At 39.8% G+C, this 20,717-nt stretch carries 18 protein-coding genes, 1 pseudogene and 3 other annotated features; of the genes and pseudogenes, 16 read left to right on the forward strand and 3 right to left on the reverse strand.

Features of this window, described 5'->3' with window-relative positions; all coding sequences use genetic code 11:
- Positions 1–139: 139 nt before the first annotated feature.
- The gene (locus tag ACH0CI_RS09110) at positions 140–565 is read left to right on the forward strand and encodes a DUF6843 domain-containing protein (RefSeq protein WP_033580617.1); all 426 of its coding nucleotides are present in this window, start codon (positions 140–142) and stop codon (positions 563–565) included.
- Positions 566–606: 41 nt separating this feature from the next.
- On the opposite strand, the gene ACH0CI_RS09115 is transcribed toward ACH0CI_RS09110, so the two are convergent.
- Positions 607–1,059: a hypothetical protein gene (locus ACH0CI_RS09115; RefSeq protein WP_028412776.1), complete on the reverse strand. Its 453-nt coding sequence runs from the start codon at positions 1,057–1,059 to the stop codon at positions 607–609.
- A 172-nt stretch (positions 1,060–1,231) separates the two neighbouring features.
- On the opposite strand from ACH0CI_RS09115, the gene ACH0CI_RS09120 reads away from it, so the two are divergent.
- Both ACH0CI_RS09120 and ACH0CI_RS09125 read left to right on the forward strand, forming a co-directional pair.
- Positions 1,232–2,569, forward strand: a complete 1,338-nt coding sequence (locus ACH0CI_RS09120) for a sodium-dependent transporter (RefSeq protein WP_014459442.1) — start codon at positions 1,232–1,234, stop codon at positions 2,567–2,569.
- 304 nt (positions 2,570–2,873) lie between these two features.
- Positions 2,874–3,275, forward strand: a complete 402-nt coding sequence (locus ACH0CI_RS09125) for a hypothetical protein (protein WP_224980258.1) — start codon at positions 2,874–2,876, stop codon at positions 3,273–3,275.
- Between the two features lie 217 nt (positions 3,276–3,492).
- Here the strand turns inward: ACH0CI_RS09125 and ACH0CI_RS09130 are convergent.
- Positions 3,493–5,017, reverse strand: a pseudogene (locus tag ACH0CI_RS09130) (catalase); the annotation flags it as partial.
- A 453-nt stretch (positions 5,018–5,470) separates the two neighbouring features.
- Here ACH0CI_RS09130 and ACH0CI_RS09135 point away from each other — a divergent pair.
- Positions 5,471–6,646, forward strand: coding sequence for a C40 family peptidase (locus tag ACH0CI_RS09135; RefSeq protein WP_335706873.1), 1,176 nt, complete (start codon positions 5,471–5,473; stop codon positions 6,644–6,646).
- A 124-nt stretch (positions 6,647–6,770) separates the two neighbouring features.
- Positions 6,771–7,085 carry an MTH1187 family thiamine-binding protein gene (locus tag ACH0CI_RS09140; protein WP_013057706.1) on the forward strand — a complete coding sequence of 105 codons (315 nt, stop codon included), beginning with the start codon at positions 6,771–6,773 and terminating at the stop codon, positions 7,083–7,085.
- A 64-nt stretch (positions 7,086–7,149) separates the two neighbouring features.
- Here the strand turns inward: ACH0CI_RS09140 and ACH0CI_RS09145 are convergent, their stop codons facing one another.
- Positions 7,150–8,733 carry a PucR family transcriptional regulator gene (locus ACH0CI_RS09145; protein WP_028412781.1) on the reverse strand — a complete coding sequence of 528 codons (1,584 nt, stop codon included), beginning with the start codon at positions 8,731–8,733 and terminating at the stop codon, positions 7,150–7,152.
- Between the two features lie 306 nt (positions 8,734–9,039).
- Between ACH0CI_RS09145 and allC the strand changes: the two genes are divergently transcribed.
- From allC to ACH0CI_RS09200, 11 genes are all read left to right on the forward strand, one after another.
- Positions 9,040–10,281 (forward strand): allantoate deiminase, encoded by a 1,242-nt coding sequence (gene allC, locus ACH0CI_RS09150; RefSeq protein ID WP_328174060.1) that lies wholly within the window; start codon positions 9,040–9,042, stop codon positions 10,279–10,281.
- 12 nt (positions 10,282–10,293) lie between these two features.
- Positions 10,294–11,544: a pyridoxal-phosphate-dependent aminotransferase family protein gene (locus ACH0CI_RS09155; RefSeq protein WP_335387814.1), complete on the forward strand. Its 1,251-nt coding sequence runs from the start codon at positions 10,294–10,296 to the stop codon at positions 11,542–11,544.
- Between the two features lie 41 nt (positions 11,545–11,585).
- Positions 11,586–13,196, forward strand: coding sequence for a gamma-glutamyltransferase (gene ggt / locus ACH0CI_RS09160; RefSeq protein WP_048019000.1), 1,611 nt, complete (start codon positions 11,586–11,588; stop codon positions 13,194–13,196).
- Between the two features lie 24 nt (positions 13,197–13,220).
- A complete protein-coding gene (locus tag ACH0CI_RS09165; RefSeq protein ID WP_028412785.1) occupies positions 13,221–13,805 on the forward strand; it encodes a chromate transporter in 585 nt (194 codons plus the stop codon).
- Complete coding sequence (locus tag ACH0CI_RS09170) at positions 13,802–14,332, forward strand: chromate transporter (RefSeq protein WP_014459451.1); 531 nt, start codon at positions 13,802–13,804, stop codon at positions 14,330–14,332. Before ACH0CI_RS09165 ends, ACH0CI_RS09170 begins: the two co-directional genes overlap by 4 nt.
- A gap of 58 nt (positions 14,333–14,390) precedes the next feature.
- Entirely contained in the window at positions 14,391–14,849 is a 459-nt protein-coding gene (locus ACH0CI_RS09175) for a GNAT family N-acetyltransferase (protein WP_335387809.1), read from the forward strand.
- A 200-nt stretch (positions 14,850–15,049) separates the two neighbouring features.
- Positions 15,050–15,255: a binding site (T-box leader), on the forward strand.
- A 70-nt stretch (positions 15,256–15,325) separates the two neighbouring features.
- Positions 15,326–15,532: a binding site (T-box leader), on the forward strand.
- Between the two features lie 126 nt (positions 15,533–15,658).
- Positions 15,659–16,732, forward strand: coding sequence for a bifunctional 3-deoxy-7-phosphoheptulonate synthase/chorismate mutase (locus tag ACH0CI_RS09180; protein WP_013057698.1), 1,074 nt, complete (start codon positions 15,659–15,661; stop codon positions 16,730–16,732).
- 6 nt (positions 16,733–16,738) lie between these two features.
- Positions 16,739–16,939, forward strand: a binding site (T-box leader).
- 48 nt (positions 16,940–16,987) lie between these two features.
- On the forward strand, positions 16,988–18,154 hold the full coding sequence (aroC, locus tag ACH0CI_RS09185; RefSeq protein ID WP_033580623.1) for a chorismate synthase: 1,167 nt from the start codon (positions 16,988–16,990) through the stop codon (positions 18,152–18,154).
- Positions 18,155–18,174: 20 nt separating this feature from the next.
- Complete coding sequence (locus ACH0CI_RS09190; RefSeq protein ID WP_406901281.1) at positions 18,175–19,032, forward strand: prephenate dehydrogenase; 858 nt, start codon at positions 18,175–18,177, stop codon at positions 19,030–19,032.
- A 15-nt stretch (positions 19,033–19,047) separates the two neighbouring features.
- Complete coding sequence (gene aroA, locus ACH0CI_RS09195; protein ID WP_033580625.1) at positions 19,048–20,319, forward strand: 3-phosphoshikimate 1-carboxyvinyltransferase; 1,272 nt, start codon at positions 19,048–19,050, stop codon at positions 20,317–20,319.
- Between the two features lie 141 nt (positions 20,320–20,460).
- The gene (locus ACH0CI_RS09200; RefSeq protein ID WP_013057694.1) at positions 20,461–20,706 is read left to right on the forward strand and encodes a hypothetical protein; all 246 of its coding nucleotides are present in this window, start codon (positions 20,461–20,463) and stop codon (positions 20,704–20,706) included.
- The last annotated feature ends 11 nt before the right edge of the window (positions 20,707–20,717 follow it).

A 20,717-nucleotide genomic window follows, 5' to 3' on the forward strand; every position in this document is an offset into this window, starting at 1 on the left:
AAACAATACGTAAATATAGCATATTTGACTGGATAAACTGGAAAAAATTGAGGGGTGCAAAAAGAATATAATCTTACCTTCAACAAAAACTAAAAGCAGTATAGAGACACGTCTTTTATTAAGAAAGGAGTTGGGAAAAGTGAAAAGGTGGCTCATTTTGTTTTTATTGATCGTAATCGCATCTGGATGTGGACGTCCAGATGAAACGTCTCAACCGAGCATTTTCCTTATACCAGAAGGGTACAAAGGATGGGTTATGGTCGAATATGATAAAGATAACGGAAATCCTAGCAAGACAGAAGGAGACTACACTGTATTTAAAGTAAACGAGCAGGGAGTCGGGAAAACCAAAACGCTTTTAAGCGGCGGCGGCTGGGCAAGAAATAAATATTTCTATGTAAATAAAAATGGAGAGCGAAAGCAATTGAAGCAAGGGAAGATGATTCATGGCACGACTCAAGGTAACAAAAATCATACGGTAACCTACTTTTTCGTCGGCACCGCAAAAGAGTTCGACAAGGCCGGGGACTATCGAAGAAAACTTACCGAAGAAAGTTCTTCGTAAAAAAGAAACGCTGCCTCTTTGGCAACGTTTCTTTTCTATCTTCATTTGAATGTGCAAAAGACGGTGTCTTTTAAACGTTGAATTTCGTTTAGTGCTTCTTCCTGCTTATGAATTACCCAATCTGGCAATGAGTGTTCAACCGACAGCTCGTCGAAACAAGCCCCGCATGTTTTAACTTCAATATAAGATTCAATATATTGAAGGTGATCTAAGTTATAAGCCCAAAGTCGACGTTCAGGGCAGATTGTTTCCAAGTAAAGCGGAAGCTGAAAAAAAGGATCTACTGCTTCAGAAAGTTCTAACGGTCCTTGGCCCTCAGCGCTGATGACGTCTAGATAACCACAGTGAGGACACGTGCATGAGTGCGTTGACCCGCTCAATTTTTTATCCAGTTTTACAACTCGCGCACATAGTTCGCAGTTTGGACATTTTACTAAGATAAAGTCAAGGAACTTATCTAAAAATTGCTGCTGTATTACTTGTTGATTTGTCATTTTTTGTACCTCTAACTGTCAAACTTTTTTTAGTTACGAAAATAAATAATGAAACCTACATACTATTCATAACACATGATGGGGGTTAAAACAACAAAAACCCTTTTCGACAGCAGGGTTGTGTGATATAGTATGACAAATCAGAATAAATAAAGAAAAATGGTGAGAAAACATGAGTCAAAACGAACAATGGACATCAAAACTCGGCTTTATCTTGGCATCCGCCGGTTCAGCAATTGGAATCGGAGCCATTTGGAAACTTCCTTATGTAGCCGGAACAAGCGGAGGAGGGGCCTTTTTTTTACTGTTTATCTTGTTTACAGCAATTATTGGTTTGCCGCTTTTGCTTGCTGAATTTGTACTAGGTAGACATACACAAAAAGAAGCAATTCGTGCTTATGATGCAGTTGCTCCCGGTTCTCTTTGGAAAGGAATCGGGTATTTAGGCGTGATTACATGCTTCATTTTATTATCTTTCTATAGTGTAGTAGGAGGATGGATTTTACAATATATTTTTGCAAGCGTCACGGGTCAGCTGAATGGAGTAAGTGACTACGGGAGTTTATTTAACTCCACCATTGCTAATCCGACAAGTGCTGTTATCTCTCAATTTGTTTTTCTTCTTTTAACAATTGTTGTAGTAGCAAGAGGTATTCAAAATGGTATTGAAAAAGCAAACAAAATTTTAATGCCTGCTCTCTTTATTTTATTTATTATTATTATTATTCGTTCTTTAACATTAGACGGAGCGATGGAAGGCGTATCTTTCTTTTTGTATCCAGATTTTTCAAAGCTTACCTCCCAAACCATTTTGTTTGCAATGGGACAAGCATTCTTTTCGCTTAGCGTAGGCGTTTCGGTTATGGTTACGTACAGTTCGTATCTGTCTAAACAGCAAAACTTGCCAAAATCGGCTATTTCAATTTCAGCGTTAAATATTTTGATTTCTTTACTAGCAGGTTTGGCAATTTTCCCTGCAGTCTTTTCAATGGGCGTAAAGCCGACGGAAGGACCAGGTCTTTTATTTATTGTATTGCCTTCTATTTTTGAACAGCTTCCGTTCGGAATTGTGTTTCAAACTTTCTTTTTGGCGCTGTTTTTATTTGCTACTTTAACATCTGCGTTTTCGATGTTAGAAATTATTGTTGCTTCATTAGCCAAAGGAGAGCAGCATAAGCGCATAAAGCTATCTTGGATTTCGGGCTTACTAATCTTTGTGGTAGGAATACCTTCAGCACTATCGTATGGTTTATTAAGTGACGTATCGATCTTTGGAAAAAGCATCTTTGACGCTTTTGATTTTCTTGTAAGTAATATCCTTATGCCTCTCGGTGCTCTTTTAATTGCCATCTTTGTTCCTTGGAAGATGAAAAAAGATGTGTTAATTGAAGAGTTTAAGCATGGTTCGACGAATGTGAAGCGCTGGTTCTCTTTATGGCTTCTTGCTATTCGATACATCGCACCTGTTTTAATTATCATTGTATTTATTAATATGCTAGGCTTTATCTAACGAAAAAACGCTGTTAAAACGCTTGGTTTTAACAGCGTTTTTTTTGGAGGAAAAGGAGGAGTATGATGCTTGATTTCTTGTACGATATGTTTGTAGGAGCAGGAGTATTTATTTTATTATTCGTTCTTTTGCTAGTAGCGAGAACGTCGGGGAAACGCAAGAAATAGGCGGGTATAATTCCCAGTGTAAAAAACCCAAAAAAGACTAACACCACAGAATTAAACTATGATAATATATTATCCTATGAGCATAACCAATGCTCACATATGTTGTGATGAAGCGTTTTTTAGAAAGAGGGATCATCTTGAGTGGAGAAGTTCTTGTCAAGATTTTATCTCAAGCGTATGAACAAAAAAAGACATTACCAATCGTCTCATTCTCGTCTTTTTTTGAACAAAAAAAGGTGGGCTTTCGTTTAAATAACGATGTGTCCGCTGATATCATCTACCATACGCTTACATGTATTCAGAGAAAAACGTGTGTCCAAGATGTGTTAGTGGAAGTACTAAAAGTTGATAGTCCAAACAATGACGGGGCATTTTCTGATTGTGTATATATTTTAGCAAATGGTACAAACCAGCAAGTGAAAGAATGGGTTCAACCCTTACATCCTAAAAGAGTTACACAAGGATATCAGCACGGGACACCCATTGATGCGCCACAGTTAAAAAATGACTACCACGTGTTTGCCGTTACTTGGTCATAAGCGTTTAACCCAAAAAACATCCTGCTGTCGCTGCAGGATGTTTTTTGTTAATAAGGATGGGCGTCTTTTCCTTTTTCATTAGCTTCTTCTACCGCATCAGCAGCTTTGTTGCTTCCTAACGGTGAACCGCCTTCTTTTGGCAATTTCCCATATGTAGGAGTCATTTCTGCTCCCATTTCAATTTCTAAAGAACCATCATCATGCATGAGAAGACCGATACCATTAGCTACTCGATTGCCGTAGTCAAAATCACATTGAGTTAAAAGCTCAATCATCTTTGTTTGAACGGTATGGTGACAGCATTTTAAACCGTCTACTAAGTTTTGAATAAGCTCATCACGTTCCCAGTCTTCTAGTAAACGATAGCGTTCACCAGCTTGCTTAAAGTCATTTGTACGGTCAATTTTTTCTTTTTTTACATTCCCTTCAACATAAGGCTGATGAGGTTTTGGATGATCATGCGCTTCTTGAAGACCTCCAAGAGAAGATGGCTCATAATTCACATGCGGGTTCTGACCAGGAGCTGCATCTACATGATAGGCCATTTGACCATCTCGTTGATTTGTTGCTACATGTTTTTTCGGCGCGTTAATAGGCAGTTGCAAGTAGTTTGTTCCCACACGGTGACGCTGCGTGTCGGAATAAGAAAACGTTCTTCCTTGCAACATTTTATCATCAGAAAAATCTAGCCCATCCACAAGCACACCCGTACCAAATGCGACTTGCTCCGTTTCAGCAAATACGTTGCTTGGATTTTTATCTAGGACCATTTTACCTACTGGAAGAAATGGAAACTGGTCTTCCGGCCAAATTTTCGTGTCATCAAGCGGATCGAAATCTAGTTCGGAATGCTCTCCGTCTTCCATGACTTGCATACAAAGTTCCCACTCAGGGTAGTTGCCGCTCTCGATCGCTTCATACAAGTCTTGAGTAGCGTGACTGATATTTTTAGCCTGAATTTCTTCTGCTTGTTTTTGGGTCAAATTTTTAATTCCTTGTTTTGGTTCCCAATGGTATTTAACAAGAAAGGCATCGCCATCTTTGTTTACCCACTTATATGTATTAACACCGGAACCTTGCATTTGCCGATAGTTAGCAGGTATTCCCCAAGGTGAAAATAAAAAAGTAATCATATGCATAGCCTCAGGTGTATGAGAAATAAAATCAAAAATACGCTCGGTATCTTGACGGTTTGTCACAGGATCGGGCTTAAAAGCATGAATCAAATCAGGGAATTTAATAGCATCGCGAATAAAAAATATTTTAAGGTTATTTCCTACTAAGTCCCAGTTCCCGTCTTCTGTATAGAACTTTACAGCAAATCCCCTTGGGTCTCGCATCGTTTCTGGAGAGTCCTTTCCATGAGTTACGGTAGAAAATCTGACAAAAACGGGCGTCTGTTTGCCTGCTCCTGAAAAAACTTTTGCGCGGGTGTATGTTTCAACGGGCTCGTCCCCAAGTTTTCCGTACGTTTCAAAATATCCATGAGCTCCCGTTCCTCGGGCATGAACAACACGTTCCGGTATACGTTCACGATCAAAATGCGAAAGTTTTTCAATCAGCTGGTAATTTTCAAGAGTAGCAGGTCCTCTGTTGCCTACCGTTCGAGAATTTTGGTTATCACGAATGGGGTGACCTTGACGCGTCGTAAGCGTCTGCTCGTTCTCTCCGCTTGCATAGCGTTTGTCTTCCGAGTCACCTGATCCGCTAACATTTGTACCATGAATGCCTTTATGGCTCATAAAATAATCCTCCTTATTTAAAACATAACCAAAACTATTTTTTTCAGCACGCGTTTTTTTATTCATTAATATGGAAATAATATAAATTTTTAGAAGAAAAGCTGTTTTGCTGAAGAGGGGAACAAATCCACTAAACGAATAATTTTAAAAAAAGTTTCACATTTCAAAAAAAAATAAATTGTTTTTTTTGAAATATAAAGATAATGTTACGGGTGATTTTTTACCTATTATTAGTGTAGGAAAAGGAATAATATTGGAATATATTAGCTTTTTTGTCGAACTTATTAAGTGTTAAACGACAATAAACTACGACAATATACACCATACGGCTGCGCTACTGTCGTTTCCTGTAACATAAATGTAATATTAGTGATGTTATTTTGTAATAATGTGTTGTTACAATGTAAACGTCTTATAGATTAGTAGATTATGGCATTGGAGGAACCTTTTTTTATGAAAAAGTTGATATATTCGTTAGCGTTATGTGGATCTTTAACAGTAGTACCTACAATTAGTGAAGCTGCTTTAGGAGATGCTACGCTGCACCCAGGAACAAGTAATTCAGATGTGAAAGAATTACAGCAAAAATTAAAAAACAAAGGTTATTTTACATACGGTACAACAACAAACTATTACGGTTCAATCACGACTAGCGCAGTAAAATCGTTTCAGCGCGCAAATGGTTTATCAGCAGATGGTATTGCAGGTCGAGCTACATTTAATAAACTGCTAGGAAGCGGAAGCTCATCAAGTTCATCAGTTAGCTCAAGCTCATTGCTGCGCGTTGGTTCAACAGGACCAAACGTACAATCTTTACAGCAACAGCTAAAGAATAAAGGCTATTTTAAAGGAACTACAACTCAATACTTCGGTTCAATTACAAAGAATGCAGTAATGGCATTTCAACGTGCAAATGGACTGTCTGTGGATGGAATTGCGGGTCCAGCTACGTTAAGTAAATTAAAAAATGGGGGTTCTAGCGCTTCAACTGGCGGTTCTAGCTCTAGCAGCTCAACTATTTTACGTCAAGGTATGAAAGGTTCAGCCGTAAGCAGCCTTCAGCAAAAACTAAAAAATAAAGGTTACTTCTCAGCTGGTGTAACAGGATACTTTGGCTCAATTACAACAAGTGCAGTAAAATCATTTCAACGTGCAAATGGTTTATTAGTAGACGGAGAAGCGGGTCCGGATACGCTAAATAAATTAAACTCAAGCAGCTCTAGCAGCTCAAAACCTTCAACATCAACAGGAAGCAGCACAAGCTCAAGCTCAGCTTCAAAAGTTATTTCATACGGTAAACGTTTTATGGGAACACCTTATGTTTGGGGCGGAGCTGCGCCTGGAGGATTTGATTGCAGTGGTTACCTTAACTATGTATATCGCAATGCAGTAGGTGTAAGTCTTCCTCGTACAGTTGCTAGTATCTATCAAACTGGTACGCGTGTAAGTTCACCTCAGCCTGGAGATATCGTTTTCTTTGAAACGTACCAACCAGGAGCTAGCCATGCTGGAATTTATATCGGAAACGGTCAATTCATGCATGCAGGTTCTTCAACAGGCGTAACAATCACATCATTAAGCAACTCTTACTGGTCAAAACGTTACTTAGGAGCAAAGCGTTACCTATAAGAGTGTAACAAAAAGGAGTAGTTGCATAACTATTCCTTTTTTCTATGCACCGTAAACGTAAAAGTAGGAAATTTTTGTGTCGTTTGGTATGATAATTGGAGAATAAACAAAAGGAGTGTATAACATGGCTATTGTAGATGTAACCATTATTCCGGTAGGTACGGAAACGCCAAGCGTGAGTCAGTACGTAGCTGATATTCAAAAAGTGCTGGCCAAGCATGAAGATGAAATTACATATCAATTAACCCCTATGAATACATTGATTGAAGGGGAATTAAGCACGCTGCTAAAAATTGTTCAAGAGATGCATGAAGTACCTTTTGAAAATGGTATTCAGCGCGTGTGTACAAATTTACGAATTGATGATCGCCGTGATAAAGAAAATCATACGATGGCTGGGAAATTACAATCAGTACAGTCTAAATTAAAAGCGAAATAAATAATATGCACTACAATAAAAAACGCTTGAGTATCTACTCAGGCGTTTTTTATTGTAGTTATACTTAATTGGCATGCACAAGAGAAAAAATTTGAAAAGCTACGCGCAGCCGAAGGGTTTCCTCTGACGTGTGAATAGGTCTTTTTAGTAACTCTTCGCATTTTTCGATTCGATAGATTACCGTGTTCCGGTGAACGAATAACTGCTTAGCAGTCTCTGAGATTTGGCAATTGGAATTTAGATATGTTTCAAGCGTGTCAAGTAAGATGGAGCGATCTTTCTTATCGTACTGCAGCAAACCTTCCAATGTTTGAGAATAGTAATCCTGTAAATCGTTTGCTGGAAGCAACCTCAGCAGCTCTTTGAACTGTTTTGGCTGATAAAATTGAATAAGCTTTGACTGATCTTTAAAATGGATGGTTTCAAGAGCTTCAACAGCTTCTTTATATGAGTCAGCGATTGTAAGTAGGGATTGGCTTTGGTTTCCAATTCCAAATGACATTCGCTTATCGTAGTGACGGTAAACAGCTTCCTGCAAGCGATGCAAGCATTCTATAATCATAGGTTGAGAATGAGGTGTAAACAAGAGAATGTAAAGATTGTCATAGAAAAACAAAACGGCCTCTGTAGGACCTGCTGATAACTCATATTGAAGGAGCTCATAGATCATATCATCATCGCTGTAAGGCGTGAATGTAGAATGAATTTTCCCAACGGCGCAAATATAGCTGTTTCCTGCTGATAAGCCCATCATCTGTGCTTGAAAGGAAGCATCCTCAGGCGTTTTATAATAATTGTTAACAAGCTGATTGAAAAAATCGTTTTTTCGTCGCCGTTCAGCTTCATACAAAGCCTGCTGTCTCATCATTTCGAAGGATAAAACGTTTGTCGCTTGTTCAATCGTTAGGAGCGCTGAATCGGATAAAGAAACTTGGTGTTCAATAAATAAATAACTGTACTTTCTTGTATGAGTAGCAATCGGAAAAAGCGTAACGGTTTTTTTTGTGTTCAAAAAGGAAAAGGTTGTATATTTTGACGTTCGTAAAAACAGCTGCTTAGCGCCCGCTACCGCTTCTTCCATTGGGAGCGAAAAAGGTTCGCGTTTGTTTGTGTAAAAGAGTTCATGACCATGGGTATCAAAAAGGGCAACGTGAGCATTGCATAACGTTTGAATGGATTGCATAATTTTCTCAATGCCTTTTCCTTGTAAGATGTAGGAGGAAAATAGCTGATGTGTGACCATCGCTTGCTGAAGCTCGGCTGTTTTTTTATCTAAAATAAAGCTGAGAGATTCATTAATAACCGCGCCTAACGTTTCGTCCGTTTGGAAATCAATGATTGGAAAGTGAAGTTCATCAGCTAGCTGACAAATAGAAACAGGCACGTGTTCGAAAAAACGCTTCGTTTTTATGGCCAATCCTGCACATTTCTTTTTAGCCATTCCTTCTACAAGTTTTGCTAAGCTTTCTTCATGTTCTTTGAAGTGATAACCCGTTGTAATTAAAAATTCTCCTTCTTTTAAAAAAGATAAAATATCGGGTGCGTCCATCATATTGACGTTATGTACTTTGCGGGTGACCCCTTTTTGTCCGGCTACTACAGATGCTTTCTCATAAATCGGAATGCGTAAAAGAGTTTGTAGTTCCATTATTCATTACTCCTTTTGTTAAAAATTCTCACATTTCCCTGCGCGTATTTTTATCTACCTTCTATTTTATAAGAAAGTTTAGTTAAAATAAATAAAATTTTCAGAAAAAAATGTATAAATTGTTAATGAAGAAGTTTATTTAATTCTGTAAGATAAAATAAATAACATATAACGTTAGAAAAAGTAACGTATATAAGACTTTGTGTATTTAGTGATAATAGCCAAAAAAACACTAAATCATTGTAGGAAGTGTTAATGAAAACAATCAGTCATTTTCTTAAAATGAAGATAGCAGGAGGGATAGCAATGGTTGCAGATATGACGGGAAAATCTAAGCTTTGTCAGCAAATCGAAGAAAACATTAGCTGGTTGTCACAGTTTGGGTTAGATGAAAAAGAAGGTGTCACGAGGCTTTTATATACGGAACAGTGGAATGCAGCTCAAAAGGCATTGGAAGAAAAAATGAAGGGACTTCACCTCAAAACGTATTACGATGATGTAGGAAATTTATTTGGACGGTTGCAAGGAACGGGTCCAGAACAACAAGTGATTTTAACAGGATCCCATATCGACACCGTGATAAACGGAGGAAAATATGACGGGGCTTTTGGTGTTGTGGCAGGTATCATTGCTCTGCAGTACCTATATGCGCATTATGGCTCCCCTACAAAAACCTTAGAGGTCGTATCACTTTGTGAAGAAGAAGGTAGCAGATTTCCTCTTACGTATTGGGGATCAGGTAATATGAATGGATTACACAGCAAAAGTGATGCAAAACATGTTATAAATAAAGAAGGGGTTAAGCTGGATGACGCAATGAAACAACTCAATTTCGGAGAAGGCCTCCACAGCGAGCCATACCGCACAGACATCGCTTCTTTTATTGAACTGCATATCGAGCAAGGAAAGCAGCTTGAAATGTCTCATTGCGATATCGGAATTGTTTCTAGTATCGTCGGGCAGAAACGATTTACAGTATCTGTTAAAGGTGAAAGTAACCATGCGGGCACAACCCCGATGAACATCCGAAAAGATGCATTTTATGTGAGCTGCAAACTCGCTAAGGCATTTATTGAATTGAGCGAAAAATATCATAACGCTTTATACGTAACGATTGGAAAAATTACACTTTCTCCAAATGCACCGAATGTAATACCAGGATATGTAGAATTCACGGTCGATATAAGACATCATGAGTATAAGGTTTTACAAGAAGCAGAACGAGAAATGAAGGAAATTATCAAGCGAACAGCAGGGGATTTAGAAGTGAATCTCAACTGCTGGATGGATGAAAAACCTGTTGCCATGAGCGAACAATTATCTGAACTTTCCAAAATTATTTCCTCGGAAAAGAATATCTCCTCCCGAGAATTAGTAAGCGGTGCAGGACACGACTCGCAGGTATTCGGGAGAAGAGTTCCCACATGTTTGTTATTCGTCCCGAGCCAAGATGGAATCAGCCATTCCCCAAAGGAATTCACCAAAGGAGAACAGTTAGAAAAAGGAGTAAAGGTCTTAATAGAACTATTATATAAACTTGCCTACTAGGAGGAATTTGACATGACTATAACAAAACAGCTTCATACACCGCCGCGTACGATTATGACACCAGGCCCCGTAGAAGCAGATCCACGCGTATTAAGAGCATTAGGAACACCTATTTTAGGTCAGTTCGACCCCGCATTTACGCGCATTATGAACGAAACGATGGAAATGCTTCGTGAGCTATTTCAAACCAAAAACAAATGGGCTTTTCCCGTTGATGGAACGTCTAGAGCTGGGATTGAAGCAGTTCTTGCAAGTGTAGTTGAACCGGGCGATAAAGTATTCGTCCCGATTTTCGGCCGCTTCGGCTATTTATTAACGGAAATTGCCGAGCGCTACGGAGCTGAGGTACACAATATTGAATGCGAATGGGGAGAAGTGTTTGACCCTGAGACCGTAATCCAGGAAATAAAAAAAGTAAACCCAAAAATTGTTGCAATGGTTCATGGCGAAACGTCTACAGGGAGAATGCAGCCTCTTAAAGAAATTGGTGCTGCATGTCGCGACCAAGATGTTTTATTTATCGTCGACGCAGTAGCTACTATCGGCGGTACGGATGTAAAAGTAGACGAGTGGAACATTGACGCATTGATTGCAGGTACACAAAAGTGTTTATCTGTTCCGTCGGGTATGGCACCTATTACGTACAATGATCGTGTTGAAAAAATTATCATGGAACGTAAAAAAGTTGAAAAAGGAATTGCGACAAAAGCAGATGCTCAAACTGTTCGTCTGCGTCCAAATATTATCAGCAACTATTTTGATTTGAGTCAGCTTCAAGACTATTGGAGTGAGCGCAGGCTAAATCATCACACGGAAGCAACGTCCATGCTCTATGCTTTAAGAGAAGGACTGCGCATTATTTTAGAAGAAGGGTTAGAAGAAAGATTTGCAAGACATCGTCTCCACGAAAAAGCACTTGTAGCCGGAATTAAAGCAATGGGATTATCTTTATTTGGCGATGAGCACTCAAAAGTTCCAACCGTTACGTGCGTCTTAATTCCATTAGGAATTGACGGGGAAGCAGTTCGTTCTACGCTTCTTGAACAATTTGGAATTGAAATCGCAAGTTCTTTTGGGCCGATGCACGGAAAAATATGGCGTATCGGTACAATGGGATACAGCTGCCGTAAAGACAACGTTCTCTTTACATTAGCCGGTCTTGAAGCAGTGCTTATTCGAAACGGGGCAAGCGTAAATGCAGGTTCTGCTCTGCAAGCAGCTTTAGAAGTTTATGAGGAAGAAGTAGCGTTGTCTAGTCTGTAAAGATTCGTTATTCACCATATAAAGAAAAGAGGAGATTTTCTATGAGCGAATACTTTTTCACACACCCATATGCATCGCAGCGTACGTGCACGTTTGGAAAAAACGGAATGGTAGCAACTAGTCAGCCTCTTGCCGCTCAGGCGGGTCTTGAAATGTTGAAAAAAGGAGGCAATGCAGTAGATGCTGCTATTGCCTCCGCAGCTTGTTTAACGGTGGTAGAACCTACTTCAAATGGAATTGGCGGAGACGCATTTGCTCTTGTGTGGATAAATGAAGAACTATATGGACTCAACGCGAGCGGTCCTGCTCCTGCTTCTATCTCTATTGAGGCTCTGCGCGCCATGGGGATAAAAGAGATGCCGGCTCGCGGTTTTGTTCCTGTTACGGTCCCAGGTGCCCCGAGTGCGTGGGTGGAGCTGTCAAAACGCTTTGGCCGGCTACCGTTAAAAGAAGTGCTGCAGCCGGCTATTTCTTATGCGCAAGAAGGGTTCCCAATCTCCCCAATTTTAGGGTACAATTGGGAACGAGCGTTTGAACGATTTACACACGCGTTAAAAGGTGAAGAATATAAACACTGGTTTGAGACATTTACTAACAATGGATCTGCTCCTAAGGTAGGGGAAATGTGGCGATCACCAGACCATGCTGCTACGCTGCTTGAAATTGCCGAAACGAATGGAGAATCTTTTTACAGAGGGGATTTAGCTGATAAAATAGCAGCTTTTTCGAAAAAACACGGCGGATTTTTAGCAAAAGAGGATTTAGCAGCTTTTAAAGCAGAGTGGGTAAAGCCGATTTCAACTTCTTACCGAGGATACGATGTGTGGGAAATACCGCCCAACGGCCAAGGCCTTATTGCGCTTTTAGCTCTAAATACGCTAAAAGGTTTTTCTTTTGATGCCAAAGATTCTGTCGATACATACCACAAGCAAATTGAAGCTATGAAGCTAGCGTTTGCAGATGGACAAAAATTTATTACAGATGCTGATAAAATGACAGTAGCAGTTGAAGATTTGTTGAATGATTCTTATGCAAACAAGCGCAGAGGGCTGATTGGTGAAAAAGCGCTTATTCCCGAAGCCGGACAGCCGTCTCATAGCGGCACGATCTATTTGGCTACAGCTGATGGAGAAGGAAACATGGTATCATTCATTCAAAGTAATTACATGGATTTTGGCTCAGGACTTGTCGTACCTAATACGGGCATATGCCTGCAAAACCGCGGGCACAATTTTTCGTTAGACCCACAGCACCATAACCGATTAGAGCCTGGAAAACGAACCTATCATACCATTATTCCTGGATTTTTAACAAAGAATAAAAGTGCTGTAGGTTCATTCGGTGTAATGGGTAAATTTATGCAGCCGCAAGGACATGTGCAAGTCATCATGAATATGATTGATTTTCATCTAAATCCTCAGGCAGCTTTAGATGCACCAAGATGGCAGTGGATTGAACATAAAAAGGTTCTTGTGGAAAAAGAAATGCCTTCACATATTGTAGAAGCATTAGAACGCAAAGGGCATGATATTCATGTGGCTACGAGCAGACATACGTTTGGAAGAGGGCAGATTATTTTAAGAGATGAACAAACCGGTGTATTATACGGCGGCACAGAAGCGCGAACAGACGGAGCCGTCGTTGCTTATTAGATCACAGAGAAAGGAGCGCGAGAAATGCGACAATTGGATATTTTTATAGCGTTTTTTCGCTCAGGTATGCTCGGCTACGGAGGAGGACCTTCAGCTATTCCACTTGTAAAAAAAGAAGTAGTCGATACGTACAAGTGGATGGATGACGATGAATTTGGCGATTTGTTAGCAATTGCCAATACGCTGCCTGGGCCTATTGCGACAAAGCTGGCTGGATACATCGGCTATCGAGTCGGCGGTATCTTAGGTCTCGGTACAGCTTTATTTGCAGCCGTTATTCCAACCGTTTTTTTAATGGTATTACTGTTGACCACTTTAACGCAATTTAAAGATCAGCCCTGGGTTATGGGGATGACCAAAGCAGTCGTTCCTGTAGTGGGAGTGATGCTCGCAGTTATGACATGGGATTTTTTTAAAAAATCAACGTCTGGTTTAGGCTGGACGCCAGCTATTATCTTACTCATTATTAGTTTAGGACTAATGGAATTTGCCCATATTCATCCAGCAGTTATTATTATTGTACTTATGGCAGCAGCTTGGATTCCGCTAAAACGAAAAGGAAAAAAAGGCGAAAGCGATGAGCACAAGCAAAAGAGGGAATCGGTATGATTTATATTCAGCTATTTATGGCGTTTTTTGTTTCAAATATTTTAGGCTATGGAGGAGGACCTGCGTCGATTCCGCTCATTCAAAAAGAAGTTGTAGACCGCTACCATTGGCTTACCGTTAAAGAGTTTAGTGAAATGCTGGCAATTGGAAATGCGCTTCCAGGTCCAATTGCGACAAAAATGGCGGGATTTATCGGATATCAGCAGGCAGGGATTTTAGGCTCGGTGATTGCTCTTTTTGCAACGATTGCTCCGTCGGTTTTGCTTTTAGTCATTTTACTTCGAATATTATTTAAGTATAAAGATTCACCAAATGTTAAGAAAATGACCAACTACATTCGTCCCGTAATCGCTATTTTACTTGGCTTAATGGCCTATGAATTTTTTATGAATTCATACGGTGATTCAGGTATATGGCAAACTCTATTTTTAGTAGCAGCCAGCTTTCTTTTATTGGAAAAATTACGTGTGCATCCAGCGTTCGTTATTGTCGGAGCACTCGTATACGGAGCTGTTTTTCTTGCTTAAATGAAGCTCTCAAATGCTGAGAGTTTTTTTTGTAAAAGAGACGAAAAGAGGGAGAACAATGGTTGAAAAAGCACTATTAGAAGACGTGCAGGACCTGGTTAACCTGCGAATGCTGCTCATGAAAGAACTGGGAGAACTAAATGAGAGTGAGGAGCTGTTTCGAAAGGCGACAGAAGAATATTTTACTGCGAATATAAATAGCCCAAATAATTATACGGCTATTTTAAAAGTCGATGGAAAAGTTGTATCATCAGGAAGCATCGTCTTTTTTATACGTCCGCCTTCACCGGGTAACCTTCAAGGAAAAGAAGCATATGTTATGAACATGTATACAGCTTTTGATCACCGAAAGCACGGCTATTCTTCCGCTATTTTAAAGCACTTGATGCAGTACGGCCAAAAAAGTGGTGTAAATCGAATATGGTTAAATGCTTCCGCCGCTGGAAAAAGCTTGTATCAAAAACATGGATTTATTGAATATGACTCTGAAATGGAATACGTGTTTGAAAAAAATTAAAGTGACAAAACTCTTGATAGAGAGAGGTTTGAAGGGGCAATGGTTTTTAAAAAATAAAAAAAATTAATAAAAAGTGTTGACGAAGATAAAAAAACCATTCATAATACAAATCAACATCACACAACATTACACACAACTTGGAAGCGACAAACAGTTTCAAACGATCGGAACTGATTATCCAAGTACGCATACATAGTCAATACTGAGCGTTGATAGGAGCACGAGTAGAAAAAATTTCCCTGTATCAGAGAGCTGACGGTTGCTGCGAGTCAGAACAAAAATTTTTTCGAAGTACATTCCTTGAGCATCTTTTCCGAGCAGGAAAAGACGGCCTGGCCGTTATTTTAATGAAGAGGCAAGCAAAATGCTTGCAACTAGGGTGGTACCGCGAATTTTCGTCCCTACTGACTCTTAAGAACAATCTTAAGGGTGAGTAGGGACTTTTTGTATTTCGGTCCATTATAATTTTATATCCATTACAAGCGATGAAAAGAGCATAGTAGCAAAATCTTCCCTGTATTCAGAGAGCTGATGGTTGGTGCGAATCAGTACAAAAGAGATTGCGAATTACATTCTTGGAGCTTTCTTTTGGCAATAGTCAAAAGCGGCAATAGCCGTTATCTTAATGAAGAGGCAAGCAATGCTTGCAATTAGGGTGGTACCGCGATCAATTCGTCCCTACTGATACAATCAGTAGGGACTTTTTGTATATCCGCATAAGCGGCTGTGTAGGTGTAAAACGGATTTTTAAATACAAACTAAACGAAAAGATCCGTTCAAGGTTGTAAAATCAAAGGAGGATTTTTAAAATGACAAAATCACTAGAACAATTACGAGGACAAATCGACGAAATAAATTTAGAAATTTTAGAATTATTAAATAAACGCGGTGAAATCGCACAAGAAATTGGAAAAGTAAAAGGTACACAAGGTGTGAATCGCTTTGATCCAGTTCGTGAACGTAAATCATTAGATCAAATCTTAGCTAACCATAATGGTCCATTCGAAGCTTCAACAATTCAGCATATTTTCAAAGAAATTTTCAAAGCAAGCTTAGAACTTCAAGAAGACGATCACCGTAAAGCACTTCTTGTATCTCGTAAAAAGAAATCAGAAGATACAATCGTTGACATCAACGGCACAAAAGTAGGACCTGGAAACTTAGAATTCGTAATGGGACCATGTGCAGTAGAAAGCTACGAACAAGTAAAAGAAGTGGGCTTAGCGCTTAAAGAACAAGGCATTACATTAATGCGCGGCGGAGCGTTCAAACCACGTACATCACCTTACGATTTCCAAGGTCTTGGAGTGGAAGGATTAAAAATCTTACGTCAAGTAGGAGATGAGCTAGGTCTATCAATTATCAGTGAAATTGTTTCTCCTCAAGATATTGAAACGGCTCTAGACTACGTAGATGTGATTCAAATTGGTGCACGTAACATGCAAAACTTCGAGCTATTAAAAGCTGCAGGTTCTGTAGACAAACCAATTCTTTTAAAACGTGGATTGGCAGCAACAATTGAAGAATTCATTAACGCTGCTGAATACATTATGTCTCGCGGAAATGGAAACATTATTCTTTGTGAACGCGGTATCCGCACATACGAGCGTGCAACACGCAACACATTAGATATCTCAGCTGTTCCAATCTTGAAAAAAGAAACGCATTTACCAGTTGTAGTAGACGTAACGCATTCGACAGGACGCAAAGACTTACTATTACCATGTGCAAAAGCAGCGATTGCTATCGGCGCAGATGCTGTAATGGCAGAAGTTCATCCAGACCCAGCAGTAGCACTGTCAGATTCAGCACAGCAAATGAACATTCCTGAATTCCACAAATTCATGGAAGAATTAAAAGGTGCAGCAGTAAAATTATCTTAATTTCATAGTGATACAGTGATAAGAAACTAGTAGCAAACATTTCCCTGTCTCAGAGAGCTGACGGTTGGTGGAAGTCAGTACAAAAATGTGAGCGAATTACACTCTTTGAGTACTCTTTTACAGAGCGGTCAGCGGATCGTTAACAATTCGAGGTGGCAAGCAATGTTTGCAACTAGGGTGGTATCGCGAGAAAAACTCGTCCCTATGACGTAGGGGCGAGTTTTTTATTTTTTATAACAGAAAGGAATCGATAATATGAGATATTTAACAGCAGGAGAATCGCACGGACCTCAATTAACAGCGATTATTGAAGGAGTACCAGCAGGACTTGAGTTAACAGCCGAACATATTAATGAAGACTTAGCAAGAAGACAAAAGGGACATGGGCGCGGACGCCGCATGCAGATTGAAAAAGACCAAGTTCAGATTAAAGGCGGTGTTCGCCACGGTGAGACGCTTGGTTCACCAATTGCTTTAGTCGTTGAAAACAAAGATTTTACGCACTGGAGAAATATTATGGGTGCTGATCCAGTTGATCATGAGGAAGAAGTAAAGAGACAAATTACAAAACCTCGTCCAGGTCACGCGGATTTAAATGGAGCGATTAAATACGGCCACAGAGATATGCGAAACGTATTAGAACGTTCATCTGCTCGTGAAACGACGGTACGAGTAGCCACAGGCGCAGTTGCCAAACAAGTATTAAAAGCTGTAGGTGTAAATATTGCATGTCACGTACTTGAAATCGGCGGTGTGAAAGCTGAAAAAACGGCATATGAGTCGCTAACAGAACTTCAGGAAAAAACTGAAGCGTCACCTGTTCGCTGCTTAGATGAAGAAGCGGGACAGAAAATGATGAAAGCAATCGATGATGCAAAAGAAAATGGAGACAGCATTGGTGGCGTAGTGGAAGTAGTAGTAGAAGGAATGCCTACTGCAGTAGGCAGTTACGTGCACTATGATCGTAAGTTAGATTCAAAGCTAGCTGCTGCTATTATGAGCATTAACGCGTTTAAAGGCGTTGAAATCGGCGTAGGCTTTGAAGCAGCTCGCAGACCGGGAAGTGAAGTCCATGATGAAATTCTATGGGATGAACAAAACGGCTATACGCGTAAAACGAATAATGCAGGAGGTTTAGAAGGAGGCATGACCACAGGGATGCCGATTGTGGTGCGAGGCGTCATGAAACCTATTCCTACCTTATACAAGCCGCTGCAAAGTATAGATATTGATACAAAAGAGCCGTTTGCTGCAAGTATTGAACGATCAGACAGCTGTGCAGTACCGGCGGCGGCGGTTGTAGCAGAATCAGTGATTGCTTGGGAACTAGCATCTGCTATTATCGATCAATTTGGGGCAGATCGAATTCAGTTAATTCAAGAAAATGTAAAAAAACACGAAGAATACGCAAAGCAATTTTAAAGAATAGAGGAGAATGAAAGGTGAAAACACGTGTATTACTTATTGGCGTTGGCCTTATTGGAGGATCATTAGCGCTAGCTATGAAGAAGCATCGTCACGTAACAGTCGTTGGAGCTGATATCAACACAAATGAAGTACAAGTAGCCAACCAGCTAGGTATCATTGATTATGTAGCTGAAGATATAAAAACAGAAGCAGCCCAAGCAGATTATATCGTGCTTGCTACTCCAGTAGAGTATACGACAGCATGGATACACGACCTTTCTACTTGGAAGCTTAAAGAAACGGTTATCGTAACGGATGTCGGAAGTACAAAAGGTGAAATTATGAAAGCAGCCCAAGCGCTGAATAAAAAATGTATTTCATTTATTGGGGGGCATCCGATGGCTGGTTCTCATACGAGCGGTGCAGTCAATGCACGAGCGGATTTATTTTGTTCGGCGCGCTATATTTTAACGCCGTTTAAAAATGAGCAAAAAGAAAAAATAGATGCGCTTATGCATTTGCTAGAGCCTACAGGTGCACAATTTGTACCGCTTGATGCAGCTACTCATGACCAAATCACCGGAGTTGTCAGTCATTTACCACATGTGATTGCAACCAGTCTAGTAAGACAAGTCAAAGGCTATTCAGCAAATAATCATCTTGTTACAGAAATGGCGGCAGGCGGTTTTCGAGATATTACGAGAATTGCTTCAAGCAACCCTCATATGTGGAGAGACATATTAAAACAAAACCGTTCTATGCTTTTAACATTGCTCGATGACTGGATGAAAGAAATGGAACAAGTAAAACTATTAGTAGAAAAAGGTGACGGACACGAGTTATTTGATTACTTTTCAGATGCTAAAGAATTTCGTGATTCGCTTCACGCATAAAAGGAGAGACAGATTGTGACAGTAAAAGCTTTACGAGGAACGATTCAAATTCCAGGAGATAAATCCATTTCTCACCGTTCCGTCATGTTTGGTTCAATTGCAGAAGGAACAACAACAATTAACGGATTTTTGCCGGGAGATGATTGCCTTAGCACCATTTCCTGCTTTCAAAAACTAGGTGTAGATATTCAAATGATTGATGAACAAAGCGTCGTGGTAAAAGGAAAAGGTCTACAAGCGCTAAAAGAGCCATCTGATATTTTAGATGTCGGAAATTCGGGCACCACGATTCGCCTCATGATGGGGATTTTAGCAAATACACCCTTTCATTCAACGTTAATTGGAGACGAATCTATTGCCAAACGCCCTATGAAGCGTGTGACTGGTCCGCTTCGTGATATGAATATTCATTTAGACGGCCGAAAAGACGCTAATTTTACACCGCTTGTTATTCGAGGTGGGAAAGCAAAAGGTATACACTATACATCTCCTGTTGCAAGCGCACAAGTAAAATCAGCTATTTTACTTGCTGGACTGCAGGCGGAAGGAACAACTTCTGTAACGGAACCGGCGAAATCGCGTGATCATACAGAACGTATGCTAGAGGCGTTTGGAGTTAAAGTGAAAGAAGAAGGATTAACCGTTTCAATTGAAGGCGGTCAAACGTTAAGAGGAACGCATGTAGAAGTTCCTGGTGATATTTCGTCAGCTGCATTCTTTTTAGTAGCGGGGGCTATTATTGCAAACAGTCGCATTGAAATTCAAAAAGTTGGGATGAATCCGACTCGAACGGGTATTTTAGATGTGCTTTCAAATATGGGGGCTTCGATCGAGACAGTCAAAGAAACAAAAGAAACGGCGGAACCCTATGCAGATTTAGTTGTAGAAGCTTCTCACTTAAAAGGTACGGAAGTAGGCGGAGACTTAATTCCACGTCTAATTGACGAAATCCCAATTATTGCACTAGCTGCCACACAGGCAGAAGGGATTACCGTTATTAAAGATGCTGCAGAGTTAAAAGTCAAAGAAACAAATCGTATTGATACGGTAGTGAATGAGTTAACCAAAATGGGAGCTAACATTGAAGCAACGGAAGATGGAATGATTATTCACGGAGGTACAAAACTTCATGGAGCAAATGTAAACAGCCACGGAGATCACCGTATCGGCATGATGCTTGCTGTTGCCTCTTGTATTGCAGAAGGGGAAACAATTATTGAAAATCGTGACGCGGTATCCGTTTCATACCCGCAGTTTTTTGCTCACTTAGAGTCTTTACAGCAGTAAATTCCCTTATTATGTTAAAATAGCAGTTTGAAAGTTGTAAGGAATTTATAAAATTAAAACCAATGACTCTATATTTCGCCGGAGAAATCCGATATAATCATTACAACACCTCTAGTATTAAATAGAATTTGGTGAATGATTATGTTTTTGATGATTGTCTACATCGGGGCCATTTTATTTTTTATAAAAATGTTTATGGATCGAGATTTTATTTGGTTTTTGTTTCTATTGCCATTTTTGATGTTTGTTATGTTTTTTGAAACAGACTATCTTGATCATGTCCCTGAATCTGGAAGGTTAATTATCTTTACGTTTTCTTTTTTAGTCATTTATGCAATGGTTTTAGTGTATAATCGATACTTTAGAAAAGAAGGATGTAAAGAGTAAATTCAAATGTG

It is taken from the genome of Priestia sp. 179-F W1.4 NHS, assembly GCF_045369295.1.
Classification (GTDB): Bacteria; Bacillota; Bacilli; order Bacillales; family Bacillaceae_H; genus Priestia; species Priestia zanthoxyli.

What these genes read in the sequence shown, in the direction of transcription:
- ACH0CI_RS09115 (WP_028412776.1), bottom strand. Translation starts at nt 1,059, where the DNA reads ATGACAAATCAACAAGTAATACAGCAGCAATTTTTAGATAAGTTCCTT.
- ACH0CI_RS09120 (WP_014459442.1), top strand. Translation starts at nt 1,232, where the DNA reads ATGAGTCAAAACGAACAATGGACATCAAAACTCGGCTTTATCTTGGCA.
- ACH0CI_RS09135 (WP_335706873.1), top strand. Translation starts at nt 5,471, where the DNA reads ATGAAAAAGTTGATATATTCGTTAGCGTTATGTGGATCTTTAACAGTA.
- ACH0CI_RS09140 (WP_013057706.1), top strand. Translation starts at nt 6,771, where the DNA reads ATGGCTATTGTAGATGTAACCATTATTCCGGTAGGTACGGAAACGCCA.
- ACH0CI_RS09145 (WP_028412781.1), bottom strand. Translation starts at nt 8,733, where the DNA reads ATGGAACTACAAACTCTTTTACGCATTCCGATTTATGAGAAAGCATCT.
- allC (WP_328174060.1), top strand. Translation starts at nt 9,040, where the DNA reads ATGGTTGCAGATATGACGGGAAAATCTAAGCTTTGTCAGCAAATCGAA.
- ACH0CI_RS09155 (WP_335387814.1), top strand. Translation starts at nt 10,294, where the DNA reads ATGACTATAACAAAACAGCTTCATACACCGCCGCGTACGATTATGACA.
- ggt (WP_048019000.1), top strand. Translation starts at nt 11,586, where the DNA reads ATGAGCGAATACTTTTTCACACACCCATATGCATCGCAGCGTACGTGC.
- ACH0CI_RS09165 (WP_028412785.1), top strand. Translation starts at nt 13,221, where the DNA reads ATGCGACAATTGGATATTTTTATAGCGTTTTTTCGCTCAGGTATGCTC.
- ACH0CI_RS09170 (WP_014459451.1), top strand. Translation starts at nt 13,802, where the DNA reads ATGATTTATATTCAGCTATTTATGGCGTTTTTTGTTTCAAATATTTTA.
- ACH0CI_RS09175 (WP_335387809.1), top strand. Translation starts at nt 14,391, where the DNA reads ATGGTTGAAAAAGCACTATTAGAAGACGTGCAGGACCTGGTTAACCTG.
- ACH0CI_RS09180 (WP_013057698.1), top strand. Translation starts at nt 15,659, where the DNA reads ATGACAAAATCACTAGAACAATTACGAGGACAAATCGACGAAATAAAT.
- aroC (WP_033580623.1), top strand. Translation starts at nt 16,988, where the DNA reads ATGAGATATTTAACAGCAGGAGAATCGCACGGACCTCAATTAACAGCG.
- ACH0CI_RS09200 (WP_013057694.1), top strand. Translation starts at nt 20,461, where the DNA reads ATGTTTTTGATGATTGTCTACATCGGGGCCATTTTATTTTTTATAAAA.